Source organism: Telluria antibiotica (assembly GCF_011682055.1).
In the GTDB taxonomy this organism is placed as follows: Bacteria; Pseudomonadota; Gammaproteobacteria; order Burkholderiales; family Burkholderiaceae_D; genus Telluria; species Telluria antibiotica.
This window is the reverse complement of record NZ_JAAQOM010000027.1, coordinates 21,606-46,225: the sequence shown is the minus strand read 5'-3', so window position 1 is coordinate 46,225 and position 24,620 is coordinate 21,606. Positions and strand designations below refer to the sequence as shown.

Below are 24,620 nucleotides of genomic sequence, written 5' to 3'. Positions count from 1 at the left end.
TCAGTCGTGCACGCTGCGGCGTCCGACGATCACGTGCACGACGAACAGCACGGCGACGACGAAGCCGAGGACCCAGTGCAGCAGCGACCACAGCGGCCGGTCGCTTTCGCCGGCCACGTAGTACAGGCCATAGCCGGTCAGCGTGAGGAACGACAAGGTCGCGATCATCGCCCAGCCCGTCAGCGTGTTCCTGCCCGCGCGCAGCGCGCGGCGCACGTGCATGTGCAGCAGGCTGCCGACGAAGAACAGGGCGGCCATCGCGGCCGCGCCGTGCAGCTTCATCGCCCACGGCTCGAGCGGATTCACGGATTCGCCGAACTCGGTGACAGGCCGCAGGAAATAGTGCAGCACGAGCCAGGCCGCGCCGGACAGCAGCAGCAGCAAGCCGGTCGCGTAGACGCTGCGGCGGTGCCAGCGTTCGAGTTTGAAGGCAATGCGGCCGGTGGTCGGGCCGGGCGGACGGGTCATAAGGTCTCAGGTCAGGAAAGCGGTGGCGCAGAACGCCGCCAGTGCCGGATGGCGACAGTCTCCCGTCGCCAGCACGACCTTGGTCAGCGCGTCCGCCACGGCGCAGCGGGCAGCGCGCACGGACGCGCTGGCGGCAGAGACGAGCGGCCGGCCGTCGCGCGCATCGAGCAGGGCACTGACGACGCCGCCTTCATGCACGCGCGCCGAAAAATAGCTGCCCGACGTCGCCAGGGCCTCGTCGCACAGCATTATATGCCGCGCGGCCTGGCCGGGCGCGCGCGGCGAGCGTACGGCCACCGGGAATGCTTTCGTACCGAACGCGCGCAAGTCGCCGCCCGCGTTCACGCAGCCCTCGATCGCGCCCGCTTGCTGCAGCACGGCGACGGCCGCATCGACGATGTAACCCTTGGCGATGCCGCCCACGTCGATCCACCCGGCGTCGCGCTTGACGACGCGGCCGCCGTCTTCCAGCGCGAACACGCCGGCCGCGGCACGCGGCGCCGGACGGGCCTCGTCGGGCGCCGGCAGGATGTGGCGGCCGACGAGCCAGGGCGCGCACGCGATGTCGAACGCGCCGCCGGATACGTCCGCGACGTGCAGCGCCAGCCGCAGCACGTCGCACGTGGCCGCGTCGACGTCGACGACGTCGCCGGGCAGCGCACGGTTGATGCGCGCGACGTCGCTCGCGCGATCGTGAAAACTCATCAGGGCGTGCAGGCGGGCGATCTCGGCGAACGCCCGGGTGACCGCATCCTGGCCGGCCCCATCGTCGACGGTGATCTCGACGAGGGTACCGAGCCAGGGCTGCGCGCGGCGGATCATCTGGCCAGTGCGACCTGCGCCACCGCGGCGATGCGGCGCACGCCGTCCGTGACGTGCGTACTGGACAGGGTGGCGCCGCTGATGTTGTCGATGCCGGCGCCGATGCGCAGGTTGCCGCTCTTCGCGCTCTTGCCGACGAATTGCCGGCGCCAGGCGGGCAGGCGGATCTCGCTGCCATGGCTTTCGCGGTAGGCGAGGATCTCGACCTGGCGCACGGTCGCGTCCGGGTTGAGGCCCACGGCGTAGGAGATGAGCTCGAACTTGCCGATCACGTCATCGAGCACCATGTAGCCGAGCAGCGTGTCGCCTTTGTACGCGCCGACGACGCGCCACTGCGCCGACCGCGTCGGCAGCCCGGACGCCTGCTCGACCAGGCGCATCTGCGCCGTGTCGAGCGCCAGCGGGTGCGGGCGGAAGGCGTCCGCCTCCGGGAACATCAGCTTCTCGGCCTGTTCCGGGCTGAGATACTGCGTCGCGAAGGCGGGTGCGGTGACGGCGCAGGCGGCGAGGACGGTCAGGGGAACGTAACGCATGGCACCTCCGGGTACTGATCAATCAATAAGCGAAGCCGACGCCCAGGTTCAAGCGGTCCAGCGTCTTGTCGTCGCGGAATTTCTGGTAATCGGCCTTCAGCACGACGCCCTGCCCGATCATCAGGTTGGCGCCGACGGTCGCGACGCGCTCGTACGGCGACGTCGGCACGCCCAGGCCCGCCGGCACCTGCGCGTACGTGCGGGCCGTGTTGAAGCTTTCGAAGCGCGCGAACGGGGTCAGCGCGTAGTCGGCGTTCTGCCACAGTTTATACGCGGCCTGCAGGTACCAGCCGGCGAAGCTGCTGGGGACGGGCGTCGGGTTGCCGACGAACGTCGCGTTCAGCGCTTCCGTGTTCGAGATGCGGCCATACGCCCACAGCGCCGACAGGTCCCACGCGCCCGGCGTGTAGCGGGTGTGCAGTTCGGTCATCGTCACGCGCGCGTCGTTGCCGGCGAAGTCGGGCGTCTTGTGGCCGGCTTCGCCCGTGAACACGGAACCGCCCACGAGCAGGCCCGGCACGCCGCGCCAGTTCAGCGCTCCGTGCACGGCCAGGTTGCGCGACTTGGCCAGCTGGCCTTCCTGGTGGATGGCGCCCAGCGGCGATTCGCGGCCTTCGCCCGATGCGGGATCCCACTTGGTCAGGTCGAAGCCCGTCGTCAGGCCCGTGTCCCAGGTGAAGCCGTCGCCGAATTCGCCGGACAGGCCGACGCCCGCTTCGCGCCACGTCGTCGGGATGATGGCCGTCTCGACGAAATTGCGCTCGACGCCGTAGTAGGCGGTCGGTTCGTGGTTCTGGTTCAGCAGGCCCACCGGCATCAGGAACAGGCCGGCCTTGCCGCGCAGGCCGTTGTTGAATTCACGCTCGACGTACATCTGCTCGATGGCCGACTCGCCGCTGTCGGAAGCCGACGCGATCGCGTGTTCCCACTCGAATTCGGCGACCACTTTCGTCTTCTCGTCGAAGCGGTGCTGGATGCCGATCACGGCACGGCGCAAGTCGGTCTGCGCGCCGCTCGCATTGCGCACGGGGTGGTTGTAGTTCACTTCGCCGTAGCCGGAGAACACGGTGTCCGACGCGAGTGCGGCGGCCGGTGCGGCGGCGGCGGCCGGTGCCGTCACCGCGGGCTGCACTGCGGACTGGACCGGCTGGGCCGCCCGCACGGGCTGGGCCGGCGCGGCGGCCGCTTGCGCGCGCTGCGCCGCGAGTTCCGCCTTCACTTTTTCCAGTTCGGCCGCGAGCTGCTCGACACGTTTCGCCAGGTCGGTGTCCTGGGCCAGGGCGGCCGCCGGGGCGGCGAGGAATGCGGCGGCCAGGGCCGCGCTGAGGATGCGTTGTTTCATGGATTGTCCTAAAGGTGGAATCAGGGGCGATAGCCGTCGTCGAGCGTGCCGAGGAACTGGACGAGGTCGGCGATCTCCGCCTCGTCCAGCGCGGGCGCCATGCCCGGCTGGCGGTTGTACGGGACTTCCGTCGTGTTCACGTTCTTGCGCATGGCCGACGGCAGGTCGTTGAACTTGTCCACGGTCCCGTCGGCGTTCAGGGGATACCAGCGCTCCGGGTTCGTGTCGCGCGTCACGTAGAAGCGGACGACGTCCGTCAGGTTCGTGAACGCGCCGTTGTGGAAAAAGACCTTGCGCGTGGCTACGTTGCGCAGGGTCGGCACCTTGAACGCGCCGCACAGGTCCGTGCGCGCCGCGAGATCGGTACGGTCCGGGCCGCACAGGCCCAGGTCGAAGTAGGCCGCATCCAGCGTGGCCGGAATGCGCGCATTGCGCGGCACGCCGAGGTTGTCGTAGCTGAAGTCGGTGAACAGCGGCGCGCTGCCGTCGGCGCCGCGCGCGCTCGTGTGGCAGGCCGCGCAATTGCCCTTGTTCGGATCGTTGAACAGCGCGAGGCCGCGCAGCTCCGCATCGGACAGCTTCGCCTTCCCGGCCAGGAACGCATCGTATTTCGAATCGAACGGGTGGAAGCGCGGGTCTTCGTTCTCGAATTGCTGCAGGGCGAACGTGGCGCGGTTGAACGCCTGGTCGACGTTGTCGAAGATGTTGTCGCCGAACGTGGCGCGGAACTGGGCTGAGTACGCCGCCTGCTTCAGGCGTGCGACGACGTCGGCCTTGGTGGCGTTGGCCATCTCGTGCGGTGCGAGGAACGGACGTTCGGCCTGCTCTTCCAAGGTGCGGGCGCGGCCGTCGCGGTCGAAACCGCCGACGGGCGTGCCGTCCGCCTCGAAGTGGAATGCGGGCGTGCGCTGCATATAGCGCAGCGACGGCGACGCGCGGAAGCCCGGCACGTCGCCGTTCGGGCCGCCCAGCTGGACGGCGAAATCGTTCGTCGGGCCGTGCGCGTTGTCGGGGCTATGGCATGTCGCGCACGACTGGCGGCCGGATGCGGACAGCGACACGTCGCTGTAGATCCTGGCGCCCAGCGCGGCGCTGGGGCTGAACGACGTCTCCAGGGCATCCGTGGACGTGGCCGGCGCGGGACCGCCGTCGCCACCGCCGCCGCATGCCGCGAAGGTGGCAGAGATCAGAATTCCCAGCAACAGGGTGGCACGACGGGACGATAGGCGGGACATACGCAAATGATAATGGAAATCTAAATGAGAACCATTCTAATTTATGCGTATACGGTTGACAACGAACGGAGGGGGTTAACGGCCCGATCCGGTGATTTCTGTATCCAGTTAGCAACGATCAGGTGCGGGGCAACGTTACCTTGAACATCGTACCGCTGCCGACGACGCTCTTCACGTCAATGGTGCCACGGTGGCTCTGCACGATGCCGTACACGATCGACAGGCCGAGGCCCGTGCCCTTGCCGACGGGCTTGGTCGTGAAGAACGGTTCGAAGATGCGATCGAGATGCTCGGGCGCGATGCCGCTGCCGTTGTCCTCGATCTCGACCCAGACCGCGTGCTCGTCGTAGCCCGTGCGAGCGACGATCCGGCCCCGGCCCTCGATGGCGTGGGCCGCATTGATGAGCAGGTTCAGGAATACCTGGTTGACCTGCGACGGCAGGCACAGCAGATCGGGCACGCCGGCGTATTCCTTGACGACGTCGGCCTTGTACTTGATTTCGTTCCACGCGACGTTCAGCGTGCTGTCCAGCCCCTGCTCGACGTTGGCAAGTTCCTTCGTCGTGCCGCCCGCCCGCGAGAAATCGCGCAGGTTCTGCACGATGTGCTTCACGCGCTGCAGGCCTTCGTGCGATTCGCTGAACAGTGCGTCGAGGTCCTGGCGGATATCGTCCAGGCCGATGTCCTGTTTCATGAACGCGACCGGGGCACGCGCGTCGCCCGGCAGCAACGTTTCGACGCCTTCGAACGCGCTGACGAGGCGCAGGATGTCCCGGGCGTCCCGTTCCAGTGCGCCGAAATTGGCGCTGATGAACGCCAGCGGATTGTTGATCTCGTGTGCCACGCCGGCCGCCAGCAGGCCGATCGACGCCATCTTTTCGGATTGCAGCAGCTGGCCCTGCATGTCGCTCAGCTTGCGGATCAGGACCTGCTGCTGCGCCTTCTCCGCTTCCAGCCTCGCGTTCGCGACTTCCAGCGCCTGGGTGCGCTCCAGCAGGCGCGCCTCCATCTGCTTGCGCTGGGTGACGTCGTAGCCGATGCCGACGATGCCGTTCACGGTGCCGTCGACGTCGCGCAACAATACCTTCGTCGTCACGGTCCAGCCCAGCTCGCCCGTATCCTGGTCTTCCACCAGTTCTTCGTAGTCGAGCAGCGACTCGCCGGAATCCATCACCTGCTTTTCGTCGGCAAAATACTTGGCCGCCAGCTCGGGCGGGAAGAACGCGTAGTCGGTCTTGCCGATCAATTGAGTCGGCGTCTCGACGCCGGCCAGGCGGGCCATCCGATTGTTACCGAACAGAAATCGGCTACCGCGGTCCTTGGCGTAGACGCGGAAAGGGATGTGGTCGACGAGAGTGCGCAGCACGTTCTGCTCGAATGCCCATTCCGCGGCCGACACGTCGTGCCTGTCGCGTGCCTGCCGGAGGTCGGCGCGCAGCCGGGCGTTCGCCAGCGCGCTTGATGCCGACGTGGCGAGGATGTCGAGCAGCGCGGAAGACACGCCGTCCGGCACCTGCTCCAGCACCACGACGGCCGCTTCGCCGACGGCGAAACAGGCCACGCCGCCGTCGCAGGCGGCCTCGCCCGTGCGCCGCACGTGCGCGACGATCTCTGCTAGCGCCGTCGAGGCAACAGGGGTGTCGGCGGCAACCCAGTCCCCGCGGCCCGCACCGCACAGCGCGACCGCGACGGCCACGGTGTCATGCTGCACCGTGTCGACGCTGGCGCTGCCGGCAAGGCGGCGCAATCCCTGGGCAAGCGCGTCGAGCGCCTGCCCGTCAGATTTACCCTCGGAGAACTTTAATTTCGTCATGGCAAGTTGATTCTTGCAGGTTTCGGTCCGCACTTGCAAATGAATTCCGAACGATGCGCAGATTTGGTACACCAGCTCGCCAACCGCCGGGCTTGGCCCTCGTTGTGGCTTCGCAACATGAGAGATTAGGAGAAACGCGTATTTACCTGGAGCACTATTGTCAACGTACGTTGAGCGGTGACAAGAAGTTGGCCCCGGCTGGTAAATTTCATTTCCGACATTAAAAATTATTGTAATTGCCCTCGCGATCGCCCAAGTGTCATCATAAAGCGTCCGAATGTCCGTTATATATAAAAAACCATAACGCGTAGAGTTTGATAAGGAACACGGCTGGGGTTTCCGTGCTGCCTGGACGCCAGGATTGCACACGGGTACCAGCCGTTCCGCAACCAGTCGATACCACCCCGTTTGAACCACCGCCGTTGGCGCATCGTCCCCGCATGGCGCGGCGGGCATCGCATCGTGTCCCGGCACGGCGCAGGCGCTACGAGCAACCAAGTTAATACAAATGAAAGGGAACACTACCATGAGGAGACAAGCGATGAAATTCCAAGTTTCTGCGATTGCGCTTGGCTGCATCGCGCTGCTGAGCGGTTGCGGTGGCGGCGGCGGCGGTTCGAGCGATGGCGGCAAGTCGCAATCGATTACGTTCAACTTTGCGGGCGGCCCGCTGGTCGGTATCCCACCGAATGTCACGACCACTAAGCTGGTTGCAACGGCAAGCGGCGGCGGCGCTGTCACATTTACATCGGAAACGCCGACGACTTGCACCGTCAGCGGCGACACGCTGTCGCTGATCAAGGCAGGCGAATGCGCGGTGACGGCCCACCAGGCCGGCGGCAACGGCTACGCCGCGGCATCGCAGCCCCAGCTGTTCGTCATTCCGAAGAACCCGCAGTCGATCGTCCAGTTCCGCAACCCGGGCTGGCAGGCGCTCGATTCGACGCCGGTTATGTTGTCCGCCAGCACCACCTCCGGCCTCCCGGTCACGTTTACGAGCAAGACACCCAGCGTGTGCTCGGTCAACGGTAACACGATGACCAAGCTCGCCAACGGGACGTGCACCGTCACCGCCGCGTCGGAGGGGGACTACTACCAGAAAGTGTCGATGGATCGGAGCATTCCGATCGGCACCGAAAAGGCCTCTGCATTGAATTTCCTGACCGGCTACAAGGACGGCGGTACCACCAAGGAAGGCGGTCTCATTGGTCACCTGGGTGGCAACCAATGGTGGTGCCCCCCAGACGCATGCACGCACGACGCTTCCAGCGATGGCAGCACCTACACATTCACCGCGACCTGGAATAGTGTTCCGCAACCAGGGTCGTGGAATTACAACTCGGCAATATTCTGGATTAACGCGGTTGGATTTACCGACGACAGTTTCGATTCGAAGGGTCCTTACCGCGGCACCTTATTAGCCAGCAACTTCGATCAGACCGGCAACGCGTCCGTAGGCCTGCATATCGACGCCCAGGCGGCGCTGAAATTCAATTTCGGGGAGAACCCCGAATGGTTCGGTTCGACGAATAATTCGTTCAACGTTGACCTGGTCCTCGGCCACTTCAACCTCAAGAACGGCACGGATGCATGCAGCGTGACCCTGAGGGCCACTGTGAAGCCGACCGCCGCCGCCGCGGACTACAGCGTCGGTCTCAAGGATCAATTCGCGATCAGCGAAACGTGCGGCCTGGCCGGTCTGGATCTCTGGAATGAACTCCAGGACCACCCCATTACCCAGATTAAGTTCTCCGCAGTACAGCCGAACGCGGACGTGGCCGACAGCGCGTCGAAGTACACCACCCAATTCAAGCTGACCGGACCGATCTACTTCCAGTAACGACGGATCGTTATACACAGCCACCGCCCGGCGCGGTGGCAACCAAGGCATAAACAAAGGATATAGATAATGACAAGAGTTGAGACGAAGATCGTGAGGAAGCCGATCAAGATGACCGCGCTGTCGATCGCGGTGGCACAGGTGGCCCTGGCCTGGGGCGGCGTGGCACACGCGCAGACGGAGCCGGCCGGTGACGCACAGAGCACGACGGTGATCGTGACCGGCCAGCGCGCGGCCATGCAGTCGGCCACGAAGCTCAAGCAGTATGCCGACGAGGTCATCGACGCGGTCGTGGCGGAAGAAGCCGGCAAGCTGCCGGACAGGTCGATCACTGAAGTGCTGCAGCGCGTCGCGGGCGTTACCATCGACCGCAACAACCGCGGCGACCCGGAACACTTCAACGTCGAAGGTTCAGGCATCTCGGTGCGCGGCCTGACCTGGGGTTCATCCACGCTGAACGGTCGCGAATCGTTCTCGGCCGGCTGGCCGGGACGTGAACTGAGCTGGGGCGACGTGCCGCCGGAACTGATGTCCGCGGTAGTCGTGCACAAGAATCCGCCCGCAGAACTGATCGAAGGCGGCGTCAGCGGCCAGGTCGATCTGCGCACGGCACTGCCGTTCGACTACAAGGACAGCAAGGTCGCCCTGTCGATCAACGGCAACTATAACGCACTGGGCAGCAAGAAATCTCCGGGCATTTCAGGCCTGGTGTCGAAGCGCTGGAAGACCCACACCGGGGAATGGGGCGCGCTGCTCGACCTGTCGGCCAACGAAACCAACAGCCACAACGATTCGCTCCAGATGGATGCGTATTATCCGCGCACCGACATCGTCAACGGCAAGACTGTCTGGGTGCCGAAGTCCGCGGAATTCCGTACCAACACGGGCAAGAACGACCGCGCCGGTATTTATGGCGCACTGCAGTGGAAGAGCAACGACAAGAGCATGGAATCCGCTCTGACTTACTTCCATTCGGGCTACAAGGGAAGCAGTAAGGAATATGCCACGTTCTCGGGTGTCGGCGGCAACCCCGAGTCGCCCTACAATATCAAAGTACTGAATCCCGTGTTCGACGAGCGCGGTGTCCTACAGAAGGGCACCCTGACCATGCCGATCGGCGGCCTGGGAGCGAACCAGTTCGCAGCGGGCGGCCTGGCCTTCAACTCGGGCACCTCGGGCGGCGAATCGCGCTCGCAGACGCGCGAAATCGCCTGGAACTTCAAGTGGAACATCAATGACCGCTGGTCGCTCCAGAACGACGTGCAGTGGGTACACGCAACGGACAGCTCTAATGGTTACTCCATGATCATGAGCACGTTCGCGCCCCGCGTCAACGTCGACATGTCGGGCGGCCTGCCGAATTACACCTACGACGACGCCACGCGCGCCTTCCTGGCAGACCGGAAAAATTACTACTTGTACAACATCATGCCGTCGCTGGGCAAGGCCGACGGCGATTTGTATGCCTGGAAAGGCGATGTACGCTACCGCTTCGACCACCCGATACTGCGCGACCTGCGCTTCGGCGCCCGTGTGACCCAGCGCACGGCTAACCACTTCAACAACTATGGCTGGAAGAGCATGGCCGAACCGTGGGCCGTCCTCCCGACGGACGTGGCGGGCCAACTGCCTTCGGCCCAGGCACAACAGGGCCAATGGCAACCGCGCGTGAACATGGGTTACTTCAGCGATCCGCGCTATGGAAATCTGGTGCCGACCACGGCCCGCACCTTCCCGAACTTCTTCAACGGCAAGGTCCCGGCAGTGCCGACCATGGTGGCGCCGACCGATGCTTACGCCGCCAATTATCCGGCGTCCTATGCCCAGGCAATGACGATCCTCAAGCTGTTGTGCGAGGATGGGCACACGGCCAAGGGTACGACCGGCGACTGCTCGAACGCCGATGGTGGCTGGAAACCGCTGGACTTTAACGACCCGTCCCATGTCAGCCGCCAGAAAGAACGTACCGAGGCCGTCTACGGACAACTGCGCTTCGGCTTCGACGAATTGCGCTTCCCCGTCGAAGGCAACCTCGGCGTGCGCGTGGCCCGTACGAATTCCAACTCGCACGGCTTCATGATCTTCAATCCGACCTACGGCGCCACGACGCCACCGTCGGTCCCGCAATTCGGCACGGTCAATGCGCCGATCCAAGTGAAGAATTCGTACACCGACGTGCTGCCGAGCCTTAACCTGAAGGCCGACCTGACGGACAAGGTGCAGACCCGCATCGCATTCGCCAAGTCGATCTACCGCCCGAGCTTTGGCGATCTGAGCGAGTACGTCAACCTGAGCCAGACGATCACGACGGCCGCCAACGCGCAAGGGGTTTCCCAGGTCCAGAGCGTAGCGTACACGGGCAGCGACAGCGGCAACGGCAAGCTCAAGCCGATCCGTGCCAACAGCTTCGACTGGACGCTCGAGTGGTATCCGGGTAATGGCTCGTCGCTGACACTGGCGCTGTTCCGCAAGAACGTGAGCGACATCATTCTGCAGACGGGCTATCTGACACCGGTGAAGGACCTTGCGGGCAACCCGCAGAACTTCCTGGTCACGGGGCCGGACAACGTCGCCAAGGGTTCGGTAACGGGTGCGGAACTGGCTGGCCAGACGTACTTCAACAATGTGCCAGGCCTGGACCGCATCCTGCCCGACTGGGCCAAGGGCTTCGGTATCTCGGCGAACTACACGTACATCGACAGCAAACAGACCCTGTACCATCCGTTCGACCAGAAGTATTGCCCGGCCAACGGCTCGTTCAACAACTCCTCGGTCAGCATCTTCGGTTGCGACACCAACGGCCTGCCGTTCACGTCGATGCCGCTGCAATACCTGTCGAAGAACGCGTTCAACGTGATGTTCCTGTATGACCGCGGTCCGGTGTCGGCACGCCTGGCCTACAGCTGGCGTAGCCGCTTCCTGCAGGGCGTGGGCACGAACGGCACCGGTGGTCCGGACGGCACCAGTGCCGATCCGGCTCGCAAGGATGCGAACGGCAACGAACCGAAAGACGTGGCTTGGGGCCTGCCGACCTGGCAAGAAGCGACCGGCATGCTGGACTTCGGCATCGACTACAAGTTCACCGACCACATGACGGGCAGCTTCTCGGCCAGCAACCTGACGGACGTCGTCGTCCGCCAGACGCAGCAACAGACGGTCGGCAACATGGGCCGCGCCTGGTTCGAGCCGGGCCGCAGCTACCGCGTGACCATGCGTTACTCGTTCTAAGCCGCACCCAGGCGGTGCCCGCCCGGGCGCCGCCTTCCGCAGTTCACGCCCGGCCGTCTACGGCTGGCCGGGCGCCTTCCACCGCCGCGCAACGATGCGGTAGCGCACTTCCAACTCATCCCCCACCGCCAGCAGCCCGGCGCCCACCGAGAACGGCGTGATGCCGAAATCCGTCTGTTTCAAACGTGCCGTACCATCCGCAACGATCGTCGCGGCGTCGACCCGCACCGTGGCCGGCAGATCCAGCCGGCGCGTCACGCCGTGCAGCGTGACGGCGACCTGTAACGCGCCGTCGCCCGGCCGTTCCACGTGCAGGCTCACCACCGGATAACGCTGCGCGTCGAGCACGGGACCGAGCATGTTGCTGCGCGTGCCCGCCACTGCCTCCGGCGACGGTTGCGTCGCGATGCCCGCGTCACGCAGCAGGTGCGGCTCGTCGACGGTCAGCGCGTCGAGACGGAATGCCAGGTCGGCGCGCCCCAGGCCCGGCGCGGCAAAGCCCGCCAGCGTGTGGCTGGCCACCACGTGCTCATGCCCGAGCCGCGCCATCAGCCCCGCGCGGCGCACCGTGACGGCAATGAGCGAGGCGCCCGAATCGACCGCGTAGACGGCCGCGCCGGACGCCGCGGCCGTGCGATAGGAAGCGGGATCGGCGTTAAGTCCGGTTGCCGGACCGCGCGCCGGCGGCGCGAGTGGCTGTCCGCAGGAGGCCAGCAACAACAACATGGGGACGAGGCGCTTCATCGCCCGAGGTTGTCCCACAGCTTGTCCAGCATGGGCTTGCGATGGTCGATGGCGCGGAACAGGCGGATCTCGAGGCGCATCGTCCACGCCTCGCCGCCCGCCCGGACGAGCCTGCCTGCCGCCAGTTCGGCCGCGATGCAGCTGTCGGGGAGCCAGGCCAGTCCCTGGCCGGCAAGCGCCATCGTTTTCAACAACTCCGCCAGATCGCTTTCCTGGCAAGTCTGCAGGCAGGCCGGCTGGTCGACCCGGGACTGGATGTGCCGCACCGCCCGGCCAAAGTACGACGTGGCGGTAAAGGCAAGGTAGGGCAGCGGTGCCGTCTTACTGCCCGGCAGGGCAAATGCGGCGGAGCCCGCCCGGTTGGCGATCGACACGGGCATGAGGGTTTCGAAGCCCACGACCCGGTACTCGAAGCGTTTCGGATCGAGTTCGACCGGCAGCTCCGCATGGTGATAACACAGCAGCAGATCGCAGTTGCCCTCCACCAGGGCAAGCACGGCATCGTGCACGTTCGCGGGCAGGATGCGGGCGCGCAGCGGCCCGTACCAGGCTTGAACGGAATTCAGCCAGGTCGGGAAAAAATTCAGGGACAGCGCGTGGCCTGCCGACACGCGCAACACGTCGTCGCCCGTCTCCTTCACGCGCAACATCGCGCGCGTGTCGTTCAGCAGCCGCATGGCTTCCGTGGCCGAGGCGCTGAAGAGTTTTCCGGCCGGTGTCAGGGAGAGTGGATACGTGCTGCGGTCGACCAGGTCGGCGCCGACCCAGGCCTCCAGCGCCTGGATGCGCCGGCTCAAGGCCGACTGGGTGACGTGACGGTCCTGCGCCGATCTGGAAAAATTGCGCGTTCGTACGAGGCTCAGAAAGTCTTCCAGCCATTTGATATCCATGCATCCCCCCGGGTTCAGGGAATTATAGGCGCGTGCAGTTGCGCAAGTATGCGTGGCAGGCATAGGGCCATCGCCGAATTGCATAATCGCCGCCGGGCAGGTCGGTATCGTCGTGCCATGACACCTCATTTTCATTCACGCCACCTGGCCGTCGTCGGTGGGCTCGGCCGCCTTGCCGGTGCCGATCTCTACAGCAAACTGGTCAAGGCCCTGGCCCTGCGCGGCGACACGGATCGCTATCGCCTGACGCTGGAACAGCACGGCTACCAACGACCTTGCGGCCACCACGCCGAGCCCGCCGCCATGGACGGGCGCGAACTCTATCTCTACGACACGCTCGACGCACTGGCCCACGCCGACGGCGTCCTGCTGCCCTGCTTCATGAGCCATACCTGCATCGATGCCCTTCAGGCCGAGGTGCGCGTGCCGATCGTGAACGTGATGGGCGCCCTGGCGCGCCATATCGACGACGTCGGGCGTCCCCGTCGTCTCGGCATCCTGTGCACCCGCTATGTCCGCGAACAGCGCCTGTTCGAGCGCTATTTTCCGGACCATGCCCTGGCTTACGTGTCGAACGACACGCACGAACACGTCGTTGCGTCCGCGGTCTACGGCGAACGAGGCCTGATGGCGGGACACACGGATGGCGCCATCGACAAGCTGCAGCGCGCATGCGCAGAACTGTTGCGGCAAGGCGCCGAGGTCATCATCCCGGGAGCGAGCGAAATCGCGGCGGTGGCCCATCTGTTGGCACAGCGCGGGTTGCCCGTCGTGGACACTCACCAGGTGTACGTCGACTTTGCACTGGCCCATCCGGAACCGCACCCTGCCCGCGCGTTCAAGCTCGGCATCGTCGGCGGCATCGGCCCGGCGGCGACGGTCGACTTCATGCAGAAGATCGTTCGACATACCGCGGCAGAACGCGACCAGGACCATATCCGCCTCATCGTCGACCACAATCCGCAGATACCGGACCGCACCGCGAACCTGGTCGCCAACGGCACGGACCCGACGCTGGCGCTGTATTCGGCGTGCAAGCGGCTGGAAGCCAACGGCGCCAGCGCCGTGGCGATGCCGTGCAATACGGCGCATGCCTATGTCGAGCGGATCCAGGCAGGCTTGGCGACACCCATCGTCAACATGCTGACGGAGACCGTGCGGCACATCGCCGCGCACTGCCGGGGCCACGACACGGTCGGCTTGCTGGCGACGTCCGGGACCATCGCCAGCCGGGTCTACCACGACGCGGCGCGCGGCAGTCCGTTCGACGTCATCGTGCCGGACGACGCGCACCAGGCAGAGGTGACGGATGCGATTTACGGCAGCCGGGGCGTCAAGGCAGGCTATACGGAAGGCCGCTGCAAAGGGTCGCTGCTGGCAGCGCTGGCGCACCTCGCGCGGCGCGGCGCCAGCGTCGTGATCCTCGGGTGCACCGAACTGCCGCTGGTGCTGCCGGAGCATCCGGCGTTCGACGTTGCGGGGAAAACGGTGGTCCTGCTGGACCCCACCGCGATCCTGGCGCGACGTTGTGTCGCGCTGGCCGGCGTCACAAACGCGCGCGCAGCGGGGCGACCTGCAAACGGGGCTGCAGCAATGCCATGACGTCGTCGACGGATTCGGCCAGGTGCTGCGTTCCCGTATCAACGATCAGTTCCGGCGCCTCCGGCACTTCGTACGGCGACGAGATGCCCGTGAATTCCGCGATGGCGCCCATGCGCGCCAGGCGGTACAGCCCCTTGACGTCGCGCTCTTCGCAGACGGCCAGCGAACAGCGGCAATGGATCTCGATGAAGTCGCCGTCCGGCACGAGGGCGCGCACGCGCGCGCGATCGCTGCGAAACGGGGAGATGAAGGCGGCCAGCACCACGACGCCGGCATCGACGAACAGCTTCGCCGTTTCCCCCACGCGCCGGATGTTTTCCATGCGCTCGTCTGGGGAAAAACCCAGGTCGGCACAGAGGCCCTGCCGCACGTTGTCGCCGTCGAGCACGTACGTGCGGTAGCCTGCCAGGTGCAGGCGTTCCTCGACGGCGTTCGCCAACGTGGACTTGCCGGCGCCGGACAACCCGGTGAACCAGACGATGACGCTGCGATGCGCGTTCAGGCGTTCGCGCCGCGCCCGCGTCACGGTGCCGTTGTGCACCCGGGTGTGGGTCGATTTGCGTTCGTCAGCCATAACCCCACCTCTTCGCATAAGGCCCCCAGCGGCGCGCGACGTCGGCCCGCCGCTCGGGCGACAGCCTGGCGTGGGCATTGGGGCGGTAATCGTTGCGTGATGCGACCAGCCGGGCGATGGCGGGCCGCGCCGCGTCGAATCCCGGCAGGTCGAGCGCCCGGTATGCCTGTTCCAGTTCGCCGAGCGGATCCGCGATGAGCTGCTCGTAGGTGATTTCCGTCAGCCGCCCGGGCGGCAGTTGCGCCGCATCCGTGACGTAGCGGTCGTAGATGTATTCGAAGCGATGCAGGATGTGCTCGGCGACGTCGTCTTCGGTCTCGCGCTGCAGCCGCATCCTTTCCCCGACCGTCGTCATCATCCGCATATTCGACGCGAACAGCGTTTCCGGGTCCCGGCTCAGGTGCAGGAAGCGCGCCTGGGGAAACATCTTGAGCAGCAGCGGCAGCCGCGCCGCGGCCGGCGGCGATTTGAAGAGCAGCGCCTGCTTGCGTCCCCGCGTCATCCGATGGCAGATCGTGACATAAGCCTGGCGCCAGCGCCGGATCTCCGCCTCGGACAAATCCTTCAGGTCGAGCATCCTGTCGAAGTGGTGGAAATCCTTCGGGAACACGGCCGCTTGATAAGGCGATGTGCCGGTGAGGGAAAACAGCATGCCTTCCTCTTCCCACGGCCCGGCGAGATCGAGGGCCATCGCGTCATAGCCCCGGTCCTTCGGCAAGAAGGGCGCCACGAACGGCGCCAGCGCGCGGCCCACCGAGAGGCAGGGTGCCACGTTGGCGTCCACGAGGCTGGGTGTCGCGAATTGCGGGTCTTGCGCGATCAGGTCGTGCAGCAGCGTCGTCCCGCTGCGCCAGTAGCCGAGGATGAAGAGGACGGGGCCGTCCCAGTCGATGCGGTCCGGCGCCTGGCCAAAGGACAAGCGGTCGATCGGAGAAAAGGCGGCGCCGATCAGGCTCATGGTCATCATGAAGGCGGCGCGGCCGGCGTAACCGGGCTCGATCCGATGACGGTTGCGCCACAGGCACGTCGCCGCGACGCCGGGCCGCAAAATCGGCACACCGGACACGACGCGGGTGCCGAGAAAATTCGCCACGCTCATTTGGCCTTCTCGAGGACGAACGAGCCCATGACGAGTGCATCCAGGCCGCTGCCGAAGAAGCAGCGGATCGCGTCGGCGGGCGTGTTGACGATCGGTTCACCGGCCACGTTGAACGACGTGTTCAGCACCGCCGAGACGCCCGTCGCCTCGGCAAAGCACGAGATCAGGCGGTGGTACAGCGGATTGGCCTTGGGGCAGACGACCTGCGGCCGCGCGGTCCCGTCGACGTGGACGACGGCCGGGATGTCGGCGCGCGCCTTGTCGGACGCCGGCACCACGAACAGCATGTACGGAGACGAGCCGAGGCCGGGAAAATAGGCCTCCGCGGCGTGCTCCAGCACCGACGGCGCGAACGGGCGATAACCTTCGCGTTCCTTGATCCTGCGGTTGACCTGGTCCTTCATCTCCGCCGCACGGGGGTCAGCAAGAATGGAGCGGTTGCCCAGCGCCCGCGGGCCGAACTCGGACGCGCCCTGGAACCAGCCGATGACCTCACCGTAGGCGAGGCGCCGCGCGGCTTCCTGCGCCGGGTCGGCGAGACGGCGGACCGGAAGACCGCAGCGCGTGATCTCGGCCTCGATCGCCTCGTCGGAAAACCGCTGGCCGAGATACGCATGGCTCAGCGGCTCGGGCCGGGCCTGGCCGTCCTCGTAATAGTGCAGATAGGCCGCCGCACCCAGCGACGTGCCCGCGTCGTGCGGCGCGGGCGGAATGAAGATGTTGTCGAACCCCGACTCCGCTTTCAGCCTGCCGTTCGCCACGCAGTTCAAGGCCACGCCACCCGCCAGGCACAGATTGCGCGAGCGGCTTGCCGTGCGCAGGTGCCGGACCACGTGCAGGATCGCTTCCTCGATGCGCCGCTGCAGTTCGCGGGCAAAGCTCTTGTGTGCCTCGGTGAAGGCTTCCGGGCCATCCATATGCCGTCCACCGAGCCTGGCCGCGACCTCGTCGGGGAACTGGCAGCCGCTGCTGGCCATCCGGCCCGCGAGCTTCGGATTGACGCGGTAACGGCCGCCGTCCTCGAGGATGATCAGTTCCTCGAAAAAGCGCCGGAAGACCGGGTCGGCTTCCCCGAACGAGGCGAGTCCCATGACCTTGTACTCGTCGCCGATCAGCCGGTAGCCCAGGTGGCGCGTCGACATCATGTAGATCGAGCCCAGCGAGTCGTTCGGCAACGTCATGGCCGCGAGCCGCCGGATCGACCGGCCCGCGCAGTGGTAGGTCGTCGTGCAATCGAGCTCGCCGGATGCGTCGATCACGGCGACGGCCGACTCGTCGTAGGGCGAGTACAGGAACGTCGAGGCCAGGTGCGCCAGATGGTGCCGGACCCGCCGGATCGGCGGAATCGCCCCGCTCAGCGAATAGCGGATCAGGGCCTTCGAGTGGCTGGCCGATATCGTGATGCAGTTGGCGATGATCCCGAGGTCGGCGTTGCGTTGCCGGATGCAGGCCCACAGATGGGGCAGGTAACCCCAGTTCGCCAGGATGCCGGCATCGTAGTTGACGGCCAGTGCATCGATGTCGCCCAGCTCGAGCCCCGTGACCGACAGCAGCCGCCCGACGGCCTGTTCGGGAAACGGACTGATTTCGTGCTTGGCCCTGCGTATCTTTTCCGATTCGCTCGCGAAGATGAGTTTGCCGTCTTCCAGCAAGGCGACCGAGCTGTCGTGGTTCAAACCTGAGTAGCCGAGGATTCGCATGATTTAAGTGGTGGTTGCACGATTGTGGAAGATGCCGTGCAGCCAATTCAGGCCGCGATAGAAAAGCCGGATCGATTCGGTATAGAGACGCGGCCGGATGCGCCCGCAGCGGTAGCCGAAGCCCTTGATCGTCCGCACCGAGTTGTAGCGGCCCGCATTGTGTACGACCGGGATCCGTCCCTGGTGATTGCACAGGAAGCCGTCGCGGTCGTAATAAAAGCGCTGGCCGTTGATGAACGTGACGTAGTTCCAGATGCGGTCGAGCTCGACGAACCCGTCGCGCCGCAGGATGTAGTTGATGATCAGCTGGTCGGTACCGTGCAGGTCGACGCCGTGGCACAGCTTCTGGTAGGTGTCCCAGATCGCCGCGATTTTTGCTGCGGGGCCGACGACGAACCCGCAATTGGCCGTCGACCGGTCGCCGATGGTCTTGCGGATCTCGTCCAGATATTCCGGCCGGACGTCGCCGAAGCCGAGCGTGATGCCGTGCAGCGCCACGTTGAACTCGGGCTCGACGACCGCCTTCATCATCGCCGTGTCGTCCTTGAGGATCGGCGCGATGTCCGCCTGAAAAATGAGGTCGCCGCAGTCCGAATAGACGACCTGGCCGACGTCGTCCCGCGTGGCGAGATACCGTGCGATTTCGCGGTACTGGATATTCGGCGTACGCCCGTCGGCTTGCGCGGGCCACAGCTCGACGCCTTCGTCGCGCAGGGTGTCCCGCTGGTCCGGGGTCAGGCCGAAATCGATCACGACGATCTCGATGTTGGTCAGGTCGATATGCAGCTTGATCGACTTGAGCCAATGGTGGATCAGGATATCGCCCGCACCGGAATTGCAATGCGTATAAATAATATTAACCATTTAGACCTTCTCGCAAAACGGGGAAATGGACGTCATCATGGCACCTGCCGGGTTGCCGCGAGCTTGTCCGACGCTTCCATCTGCACGCGCTTGAGCAACGCAGCGCCCGTCAGCAGGGCACTCGCGAGGAACTGCGTGCCCACGAGCGCCAACGGCAGCAGCGCGCCCGGTACGCCGTCGTGCAAGGCGGCGACGGCTGCCGCGGCGGAGACTCCCGCGAGGCTCGCGTCGAGGACCGGCGGCCCGATGTGCGCCCTGAGCCACGTCTTCTTGCGCCCGCCGATCACGCCGGTCTGTCCAGCCTTCGGCGTGGCGACGAATTCGAGTTTGTCCGGACGGAGGAAGTCGACGAAGCCGAGCAGGAAACTGCTCATCGCCGCGGCCAGGTAGGGGCCGGCGCGCACCAGCAGCCGGACGCGCACTCGCCAGTCGTCACGATGGAACGACCGTTGTGCCAGCACGATGGCGAGCGTCGCCGGCGAGATCGCCATCAGCGCGCTGAACGTCCAGAACACGCCCGGCGCTGGCGGCACGCCGCACAGCACCCATGCGGCCAGGCACAGCGTGACGAGCGGCGTCAGCGGAATCAGTGCGTGCGGGGCGAACGACGTCCAGTCGACCAGCGTGGCCCAGGGGCGCCGCCACGATTGCGGCAAGGTGCGCACGGCACTCACACCGGCCTGCAGCACGGCCTGCGCCCAGCGCCTTTGCTGCGTACGGAAGGCGAGAATGTCTTCGACGGCGTCGTCGTCCGCGAGGACGTCGGGTTCGTACGCGATCTTCCAGCCGGCGTTCCCGGCGCGCAGCCCCATGTCGACGTCTTCCGCCGTGAACGGCTTGAAGCGCCAGCCACCGAGGGCAAGCGGCACCGACCGGCGCCACACGGCGGCCGAGCCGAAATAATAGGCAGGCAGTCCGAGTGTCGCACGCAGCGGCAGGTCGTACGCGAACAGGCATTCGAATGCCGCTGCCTGGAGCATCGTGAGCGGCGACGTGCGGGCATTCGGGAACTGCCAGCGCGCCTGCACGGCCGCCATGTCGGGATCGGCAAAATGCGGGATCGTCCGGCGCAGGAATTGCGGATCGGGCCGGCAGTCCGCATCGAAATACGCGATGTAGTCCGCGGGCGACGCGATGTCGAGGCCATGGTTCAACGCGCCCGCCTTGAAGCCTTCGCGCGAACCACGGCGGTGACAACGCACGGGCAGGCCGCGACCCGCATGGTCCGCGGCGATGGCGTCGATGCGGGCGGCATCGGCCGGCGGACTGTCGTCCAGGATCTGCACGAGCAGCTTGTCGCGCGGCCAGTCGAGCCGCCCGATCGCGTCGAGCAGCGAGGCGATCGTCGCGGCCTCGCGGTAGGTCGCGATCTGGACCGCGACGAGCGGAGGCTCCAGCCGGCTTGCCGGCGCCCGGGGCGGGCGGCGCGACACGACCATCAGCAGCGCGAAGCGGACCTGGCACAACACGAACAGTCCGCCGACGATGCCTGTCACGATCGGGATGACGTCCGTCATAGCCTCAATTCCTCCGCAAGTGCGCGCCAGGTCGGCGTGAAACCGCAATGCCAGAACAGCGGAGGGCGCCCGCCGTGATCGATAGTCATCCGCTCCATCACGTCCCACGACTTCGCGCCGTACACGGGGTCGATGGTCAGCCCGAAGCTGTCCTCGACGCGCGCGCAGATCGCCTCGTGCGCCGCCGAGAAACGGCCATAGGTGGTGTTGCCGGGCCAGGCCACGACTTCGCACTTCGGGAACGGGATGCGGGCCGGGCGCAGGTACCGGAGCGTCCAGGTGAACAGGACCGGCAACCAAAGGCGCAACGGCTCGGGCACTACCTGCACGGCGACGATCCTGACGGGCGGATCGCCGGCGGCGCGCCCCAGCGCTTCGCCCAGCGCGAGGCCGGCGACGGACGTCCCCGACGCGGAAGCGAGATACACGGCGCTCGGCAACGTGCCGAATTGCGCCTTCGCGTGACGGACCATCTCCAGGTAGCCGCGTGCCATGCCGATGATCGCGGATGGATGCGCGGGGCTGGGCGGCACGCAGATCGACCGTGTCCGCGCCAGCCGGTCGCGCACCAGCCGGCCGCCGAGACGCAGTGCCGCCGTGACGTAGCTCGGGCCGTACAGCCGGGCGATGTCGGCATAGCCGCTGTGGACGGCTCGCCGGCTCTCCGCGCGCAATGGCGGATCGTCGACGAGATCGAGGTGCACGGCGATGCCGCGCTTGCCCGCTTCCGCGACGAGGGCAGGCCCCAGGTTCGTGATGTTCCCGAGCGGCATGCGCAAGACGTTCAGTCCCTTGGCCTGCATATGCTCCAGCAGGCCCTCGAGCTTGCGCGCCTTGACGCCGCTGCGTCCGTCGCCGCCGAAGCCGGCGAGATCGTCGCGCTTGACCAGCACGCGCCCCAGTCCCGGGTGCTCGATGCTTTCGAGCGGCGTCGGCCATTGACCGAGCGGCCGCTGCGATTGGCCGAACGCGGCCCGCAATGCGGACGAGGACAGGTAGTCGTGCATCGGCATCGTGCGTTCAGCCGAACGACGGATCGAGTTGCGGCACGACGCTGGTCGCCGCTTGCGTGACGATCGCCGGCGGCGCCTCGACGGCCGGCCGGATCCCCAGCGCCAATGCCGCATCGAGGAGCGCGAGCGCTTCCGTCTTGCCGGCCTGTCCCTGGCCCCGCGCGAGATGGCGCAGGTCGGGCCGTGCGGCCAGCACGACGCTTTCCGTCGAACAGCCGAACAGGTGATTCGGCTGCGCCAGCCGCGAATAGGCGCCGATCGGAATCGGGGCCGGGAAGGCGGCGAGGCCCGCCCGCATGATGTACGCCTTGCTGCCGGCGGCAGCGCTGGTTGCAGTCGGGGGATAGCCGAGGTCGAAGATGAGCGTGCCGGGCGCGACGTCGTCGGCGGAGATGATCGGTTCGGTGGCCGACGTGGCGACGAGAATCGACGTTGCCTGCGCCACGGCTTCGGCGATCGATACGCAGGCCGAATTCGGGTGGCCCAGCGACGTCCGCGTGCGCTCGAGACGTTCCTGGTCGCGCGCGACGAGCAGCAGCTTGCGGGGTTCGCTGTTGAGGAGCGCCGCCGCCGTTCCGCCGACGTCGCCGGACGCGCCGATGATGGCGACGGTTTCGTCCTCGAGCGGGCGCTTGCGTGCCTCGAGTTCCGTGCGCAGCCTGGACACGGCCAGCGCGGCCGTCAGCGCGTTACCCGCGGTCAGCGTGATGCCCGACGTTTCGGCGGCCTCGAAACGGCGCCGGCCGGCCAGGATCGACGTGAAACCGCCGAGGCTTGCGACCTGCGCGCCCATGCTCGCGGCGATGTCGACGCCCTGCAGGACTTTCGAGACGGCCAGCTTGAGCTTGTGCCGATGGTCGATAATCTGCGGCAGGAACCAGCACACGATCATCGCCGCGCGGATCGACACGCCGTTCAACTGGATCACCGGCCGATGGTGGGTGACGTTCGACGGCATCCAGTCGAGAAACGCGGTGAACGATTTCTCGTTGCGGGTGACGCGGCGTGCCGCTTCGGGCCCGTCCATGTCCTCGATCAGGCGGACGATGTGGCTGAAGCTCGATGGATGGCCGATGAAGGCGACGTCCAGTACGTTCCGATCGCTCATTTCAGCCCCGCCCGCGCCTGGATATTCACGAGCATCGCATCGAGGTTCTGGCGCAGGCGCTCGTCCAGGATCGGTCCGATGATTTCTTCGATTTCCGGCAGGCCGAGATCGTAGAACACCGACACGGCAAGCTCGGTCCCGTTCGCGCCGGCGCGCACGCGCCACGTGCCGTCGAAGTGCAGGAAGACGCCGTCCAGCGCCGTGAAGTCGGCCGTCAGCAGTTCACGGTCGTAGCGGATGTCTTCGGTCCAGTCCAGCGGCGCGCCGTCGATCAGCATTTCCCATTTGACGACCTTGCGCGCACCGTCACTGGAAATGACCTCCGCCGTCGTCACGCTGGGCATGAACGTCGGGAAGCTCTCGACGTCATACACGACGTCGAAGGCCCGGTGCGGGTCGACATCCAGTGTCTTGGCGATCTGGATGGATTTTCCTTTGCTTAGGCTCATTTATTTATCCTTTAGCATCTTGAAAAGCGTACGCGTCGTGGTAAAGCCGATGCCGGGTGCTGGCAGGCCCATTTCCTTCGTGACGATCAGCGCGCGGGGGCGCACGGCGGGGACTTCATTGACATCGAACCGGATGTCGAGCACGCAGGGACGGCCGCTGGCGAGGCCGTCGGCCAGTGCCGACGCCAGGTCGCCGGGCTTTTCGACCTTGAACCCGCGGGCGCCGAGACTTTCGCTGAACGCGATCAGGTCCGGACTGCGGAACTGCGTGCCGCAATAGCGGCCGCCGTAGAGCATTTCCTGCAAGTCGTGGATGATGCCGAGCCGCGCGTCGTTGAACACCATCCAGACCACGGGCAGGTTGTGGTCGACGGCGGTCGCGATTTCGAGCGCCGACATGAGGAAAGCACCGTCGCCGCTGAGACTCACGACGGGGCGGTCGGGAAAGGCACGCTTCACGCCGAGGGCCGCGGCCACCGCCCATCCCATCGGTTCGAAGTCGTGGGCGGACAGCACTTGACCCGGGCGGGCACAGAAGAACCTGCCGAGCCACCGCACCCATTTCGAACTGTCGGACAGCAGGATGGCGTCGTCCGGCACGGCTTCCGCCAGGTCGGCCATGATCCGTTGCGGCAGCATCGGCACCTGGTCGCTCTCCATTTCCGGATCGGCGAACAGCGGATTGCGTTTCAAGTGATTGGCCAGGGCGACGCGGCGCTCCTCGAGCACGGACGGCGCGATCTCCGGATGCACGCGGGCGATCTCCTCCAGCACGTCGGGCAGGCTGCCAATGGTCGCATCCGTCACCGGATAGGCCTTGCCGATTTCGTCGGCGAGGCTGTCGATCTGGATGAGGTCGCGTCCCTGGGCGATGGCCGGGTCCCACGACAGCATCGATACCTCGTCAAAACTCTCGCCGACCGCCACCACGAGGTCGGCAGTGGTCTTCACGAAGTTTTCCGCGGCGCGGTGGCCGAGCACACCGAGGCATCCGAGGTAGGATGGATGGCGCTCGTCGACGACGGATTTGGAACCGACGTCGACGGCGACGGCGATGCCGAAACGCTCCGCAAGCTGCTCGACCACGCGTCCGCAATGCCGCGCCCGCATACCGAGCAGGAATACGGGCGCTTGCGCCGCAGCCAGGCGTTCGGCGATACGGGATGCCGCCTGGCGGTCGACGACGTGCGACCTGGTCAGGCGATATTGATGGGGCGCGAGCGGTTCGTAGTCGATTTCCTCGTGCAGCAGGCCGCTGGGCAGCGACACGTGCACGGGGCCCGGCCTGCCGGCATGCGCAAGGCGGATCGCGCGGCGGAAGGCATCCGGCAAGTGGCTCGCCCGCGTCAGCATTTCGGACGACTTGCAGATCGATGCGAACAGCGCCGTCTGGTCCGGCGTGCCGTAGAGGCCGGTACTGTCCTGATGGCCGCCTCGACGCTGGCCATCCAGTTGCACCTGTCCCGTAATCGCCAGCACAGGGACGCCCTCGACGCCCGCGACAGGCAGGCCGGGGGCAAGATTGGTGGCGCCGGGGCCGAGCGTCGCGAGGCAGACGCCCAGGCGTCCCGTTGCCTGCGCCTCGCCGAATGCGGCAAATGCCGCGGCCTGCTCGTGTTTCGTGAGCACGAACTCGATTTCGCCATCCCGCTTGATCGCATCGCACAGCGCCATGACGGGGCCGCCCGGCACTCCGAAGACGGTCCGCACGCCCTCGCGCTTCAGGATGTCGACAAGGGCCATCGCGGCTTCTTGCTTCCTCATCTTGGGATTCCCTTT

Annotated in this window: 20 protein-coding genes; 3 read left to right on the top strand and 17 right to left on the bottom strand. The window is 66.1% G+C overall.

Annotated elements, in window-relative coordinates; translation table 11 throughout:
- The 6 genes from HAV22_RS29465 to HAV22_RS29440 all read right to left on the bottom strand — a co-directional run bounded on the left by HAV22_RS29465 (window position 1) and on the right by HAV22_RS29440 (window position 6,213).
- Window positions 1-468, bottom strand: coding sequence for a DUF4405 domain-containing protein (locus HAV22_RS29465; RefSeq protein ID WP_166864982.1), 468 nt, complete (start codon window positions 466-468; stop codon window positions 1-3).
- 6 nt (window positions 469-474) lie between these two features.
- Window positions 475-1,290, bottom strand: coding sequence for an FAD:protein FMN transferase (locus HAV22_RS29460; RefSeq protein WP_166864979.1), 816 nt, complete (start codon window positions 1,288-1,290; stop codon window positions 475-477).
- On the bottom strand, window positions 1,287-1,823 hold the full coding sequence (locus tag HAV22_RS29455) for an FMN-binding protein (protein WP_166864976.1): 537 nt from the start codon (window positions 1,821-1,823) through the stop codon (window positions 1,287-1,289). The genes HAV22_RS29460 and HAV22_RS29455 overlap by 4 nt, the downstream gene beginning before the upstream one ends.
- A 22-nt stretch (window positions 1,824-1,845) precedes the next feature.
- Window positions 1,846-3,165: a putative porin gene (locus HAV22_RS29450; protein ID WP_166864973.1), complete on the bottom strand. Its 1,320-nt coding sequence runs from the start codon at window positions 3,163-3,165 to the stop codon at window positions 1,846-1,848.
- Between the two features lie 20 nt (window positions 3,166-3,185).
- A complete protein-coding gene (locus HAV22_RS29445; RefSeq protein ID WP_166864971.1) occupies window positions 3,186-4,400 on the bottom strand; it encodes a cytochrome-c peroxidase in 1,215 nt (404 codons plus the stop codon).
- A 118-nt stretch (window positions 4,401-4,518) separates the two neighbouring features.
- Window positions 4,519-6,213: a PAS domain-containing sensor histidine kinase gene (locus HAV22_RS29440; RefSeq protein WP_166864968.1), complete on the bottom strand. Its 1,695-nt coding sequence runs from the start codon at window positions 6,211-6,213 to the stop codon at window positions 4,519-4,521.
- A gap of 541 nt (window positions 6,214-6,754) precedes the next feature.
- Between HAV22_RS29440 and HAV22_RS29435 the strand changes: the two genes are divergently transcribed.
- Both HAV22_RS29435 and HAV22_RS29430 read left to right on the top strand, forming a co-directional pair.
- Window positions 6,755-8,053, top strand: a complete 1,299-nt coding sequence (locus HAV22_RS29435) for a hypothetical protein (protein WP_166864965.1) — start codon at window positions 6,755-6,757, stop codon at window positions 8,051-8,053.
- Between the two features lie 69 nt (window positions 8,054-8,122).
- Window positions 8,123-11,281 carry a TonB-dependent receptor gene (locus tag HAV22_RS29430; RefSeq protein WP_166864962.1) on the top strand — a complete coding sequence of 1,053 codons (3,159 nt, stop codon included), beginning with the start codon at window positions 8,123-8,125 and terminating at the stop codon, window positions 11,279-11,281.
- A 57-nt stretch (window positions 11,282-11,338) separates the two neighbouring features.
- Here HAV22_RS29430 and HAV22_RS29425 read toward each other — a convergent pair whose 3' ends face one another.
- On the bottom strand, window positions 11,339-12,025 hold the full coding sequence (locus tag HAV22_RS29425) for a YceI family protein (protein WP_166864959.1): 687 nt from the start codon (window positions 12,023-12,025) through the stop codon (window positions 11,339-11,341).
- On the bottom strand, window positions 12,022-12,915 hold the full coding sequence (locus tag HAV22_RS29420) for a LysR family transcriptional regulator (RefSeq protein WP_166864957.1): 894 nt from the start codon (window positions 12,913-12,915) through the stop codon (window positions 12,022-12,024). Before HAV22_RS29420 ends, HAV22_RS29425 begins: the two co-directional genes overlap by 4 nt.
- A 117-nt stretch (window positions 12,916-13,032) precedes the next feature.
- Here HAV22_RS29420 and cuyB point away from each other — a divergent pair, with 117 nt between their 5' ends.
- On the top strand, window positions 13,033-14,517 hold the full coding sequence (cuyB, locus tag HAV22_RS29415) for a cysteate racemase (protein ID WP_166864954.1): 1,485 nt from the start codon (window positions 13,033-13,035) through the stop codon (window positions 14,515-14,517).
- Here cuyB and cysC read toward each other — a convergent pair.
- Genes cysC through HAV22_RS29370 form a run of 9 tightly spaced genes read right to left on the bottom strand, consistent with a single transcriptional unit; the run spans window position 14,462 to window position 24,605 of the window.
- Entirely contained in the window at window positions 14,462-15,091 is a 630-nt protein-coding gene (gene cysC, locus HAV22_RS29410) for an adenylyl-sulfate kinase (RefSeq protein WP_166864951.1), read from the bottom strand. The genes cuyB and cysC overlap by 56 nt on opposite strands.
- Window positions 15,084-16,190 (bottom strand): sulfotransferase family protein, encoded by a 1,107-nt coding sequence (locus HAV22_RS29405; protein WP_166864949.1) that lies wholly within the window; start codon window positions 16,188-16,190, stop codon window positions 15,084-15,086. Before HAV22_RS29405 ends, cysC begins: the two co-directional genes overlap by 8 nt.
- Window positions 16,187-17,890, bottom strand: coding sequence for a carbamoyltransferase family protein (locus HAV22_RS29400; RefSeq protein WP_166864946.1), 1,704 nt, complete (start codon window positions 17,888-17,890; stop codon window positions 16,187-16,189). Before HAV22_RS29400 ends, HAV22_RS29405 begins: the two co-directional genes overlap by 4 nt.
- Before the next feature lie 3 nt (window positions 17,891-17,893).
- Window positions 17,894-18,754, bottom strand: coding sequence for a hypothetical protein (locus HAV22_RS29395; RefSeq protein WP_166864943.1), 861 nt, complete (start codon window positions 18,752-18,754; stop codon window positions 17,894-17,896).
- Between the two features lie 35 nt (window positions 18,755-18,789).
- The gene (locus HAV22_RS29390; protein ID WP_166864941.1) at window positions 18,790-20,271 is read right to left on the bottom strand and encodes a glycosyltransferase family 2 protein; all 1,482 of its coding nucleotides are present in this window, start codon (window positions 20,269-20,271) and stop codon (window positions 18,790-18,792) included.
- Window positions 20,268-21,284 (bottom strand): hypothetical protein, encoded by a 1,017-nt coding sequence (locus tag HAV22_RS29385; RefSeq protein WP_166864938.1) that lies wholly within the window; start codon window positions 21,282-21,284, stop codon window positions 20,268-20,270. Before HAV22_RS29385 ends, HAV22_RS29390 begins: the two co-directional genes overlap by 4 nt.
- A 7-nt stretch (window positions 21,285-21,291) precedes the next feature.
- A complete protein-coding gene (locus HAV22_RS29380) occupies window positions 21,292-22,392 on the bottom strand; it encodes a hypothetical protein (RefSeq protein ID WP_166864935.1) in 1,101 nt (366 codons plus the stop codon).
- On the bottom strand, window positions 22,389-22,841 hold the full coding sequence (locus tag HAV22_RS29375; RefSeq protein ID WP_166864932.1) for a type II toxin-antitoxin system RatA family toxin: 453 nt from the start codon (window positions 22,839-22,841) through the stop codon (window positions 22,389-22,391). Before HAV22_RS29375 ends, HAV22_RS29380 begins: the two co-directional genes overlap by 4 nt.
- Window positions 22,842-24,605: a thiamine pyrophosphate-binding protein gene (locus tag HAV22_RS29370; protein WP_166864930.1), complete on the bottom strand. Its 1,764-nt coding sequence runs from the start codon at window positions 24,603-24,605 to the stop codon at window positions 22,842-22,844.
- Window positions 24,606-24,620: the final 15 nt, after the last annotated feature.

Excerpts from the sequence above, each read along its gene's own strand:
- HAV22_RS29465 (WP_166864982.1), bottom strand. The coding sequence starts at position 468 with ATGACCCGTCCGCCCGGCCCGACCACCGGCCGCATTGCCTTCAAACTC.
- HAV22_RS29460 (WP_166864979.1), bottom strand. The coding sequence starts at position 1,290 with ATGATCCGCCGCGCGCAGCCCTGGCTCGGTACCCTCGTCGAGATCACC.
- HAV22_RS29455 (WP_166864976.1), bottom strand. The coding sequence starts at position 1,823 with ATGCGTTACGTTCCCCTGACCGTCCTCGCCGCCTGCGCCGTCACCGCA.
- HAV22_RS29450 (WP_166864973.1), bottom strand. The coding sequence starts at position 3,165 with ATGAAACAACGCATCCTCAGCGCGGCCCTGGCCGCCGCATTCCTCGCC.
- HAV22_RS29445 (WP_166864971.1), bottom strand. The coding sequence starts at position 4,400 with ATGTCCCGCCTATCGTCCCGTCGTGCCACCCTGTTGCTGGGAATTCTG.
- HAV22_RS29440 (WP_166864968.1), bottom strand. The coding sequence starts at position 6,213 with ATGACGAAATTAAAGTTCTCCGAGGGTAAATCTGACGGGCAGGCGCTC.
- HAV22_RS29435 (WP_166864965.1), top strand. The coding sequence starts at position 6,755 with ATGAAATTCCAAGTTTCTGCGATTGCGCTTGGCTGCATCGCGCTGCTG.
- HAV22_RS29430 (WP_166864962.1), top strand. The coding sequence starts at position 8,123 with ATGACAAGAGTTGAGACGAAGATCGTGAGGAAGCCGATCAAGATGACC.
- HAV22_RS29425 (WP_166864959.1), bottom strand. The coding sequence starts at position 12,025 with ATGAAGCGCCTCGTCCCCATGTTGTTGTTGCTGGCCTCCTGCGGACAG.
- HAV22_RS29420 (WP_166864957.1), bottom strand. The coding sequence starts at position 12,915 with ATGGATATCAAATGGCTGGAAGACTTTCTGAGCCTCGTACGAACGCGC.
- cuyB (WP_166864954.1), top strand. The coding sequence starts at position 13,033 with ATGACACCTCATTTTCATTCACGCCACCTGGCCGTCGTCGGTGGGCTC.
- cysC (WP_166864951.1), bottom strand. The coding sequence starts at position 15,091 with ATGGCTGACGAACGCAAATCGACCCACACCCGGGTGCACAACGGCACC.
- HAV22_RS29405 (WP_166864949.1), bottom strand. The coding sequence starts at position 16,190 with ATGAGCGTGGCGAATTTTCTCGGCACCCGCGTCGTGTCCGGTGTGCCG.
- HAV22_RS29400 (WP_166864946.1), bottom strand. The coding sequence starts at position 17,890 with ATGCGAATCCTCGGCTACTCAGGTTTGAACCACGACAGCTCGGTCGCC.
- HAV22_RS29395 (WP_166864943.1), bottom strand. The coding sequence starts at position 18,754 with ATGGTTAATATTATTTATACGCATTGCAATTCCGGTGCGGGCGATATC.
- HAV22_RS29390 (WP_166864941.1), bottom strand. The coding sequence starts at position 20,271 with ATGACGGACGTCATCCCGATCGTGACAGGCATCGTCGGCGGACTGTTC.
- HAV22_RS29385 (WP_166864938.1), bottom strand. The coding sequence starts at position 21,284 with ATGCCGATGCACGACTACCTGTCCTCGTCCGCATTGCGGGCCGCGTTC.
- HAV22_RS29380 (WP_166864935.1), bottom strand. The coding sequence starts at position 22,392 with ATGAGCGATCGGAACGTACTGGACGTCGCCTTCATCGGCCATCCATCG.
- HAV22_RS29375 (WP_166864932.1), bottom strand. The coding sequence starts at position 22,841 with ATGAGCCTAAGCAAAGGAAAATCCATCCAGATCGCCAAGACACTGGAT.
- HAV22_RS29370 (WP_166864930.1), bottom strand. The coding sequence starts at position 24,605 with ATGAGGAAGCAAGAAGCCGCGATGGCCCTTGTCGACATCCTGAAGCGC.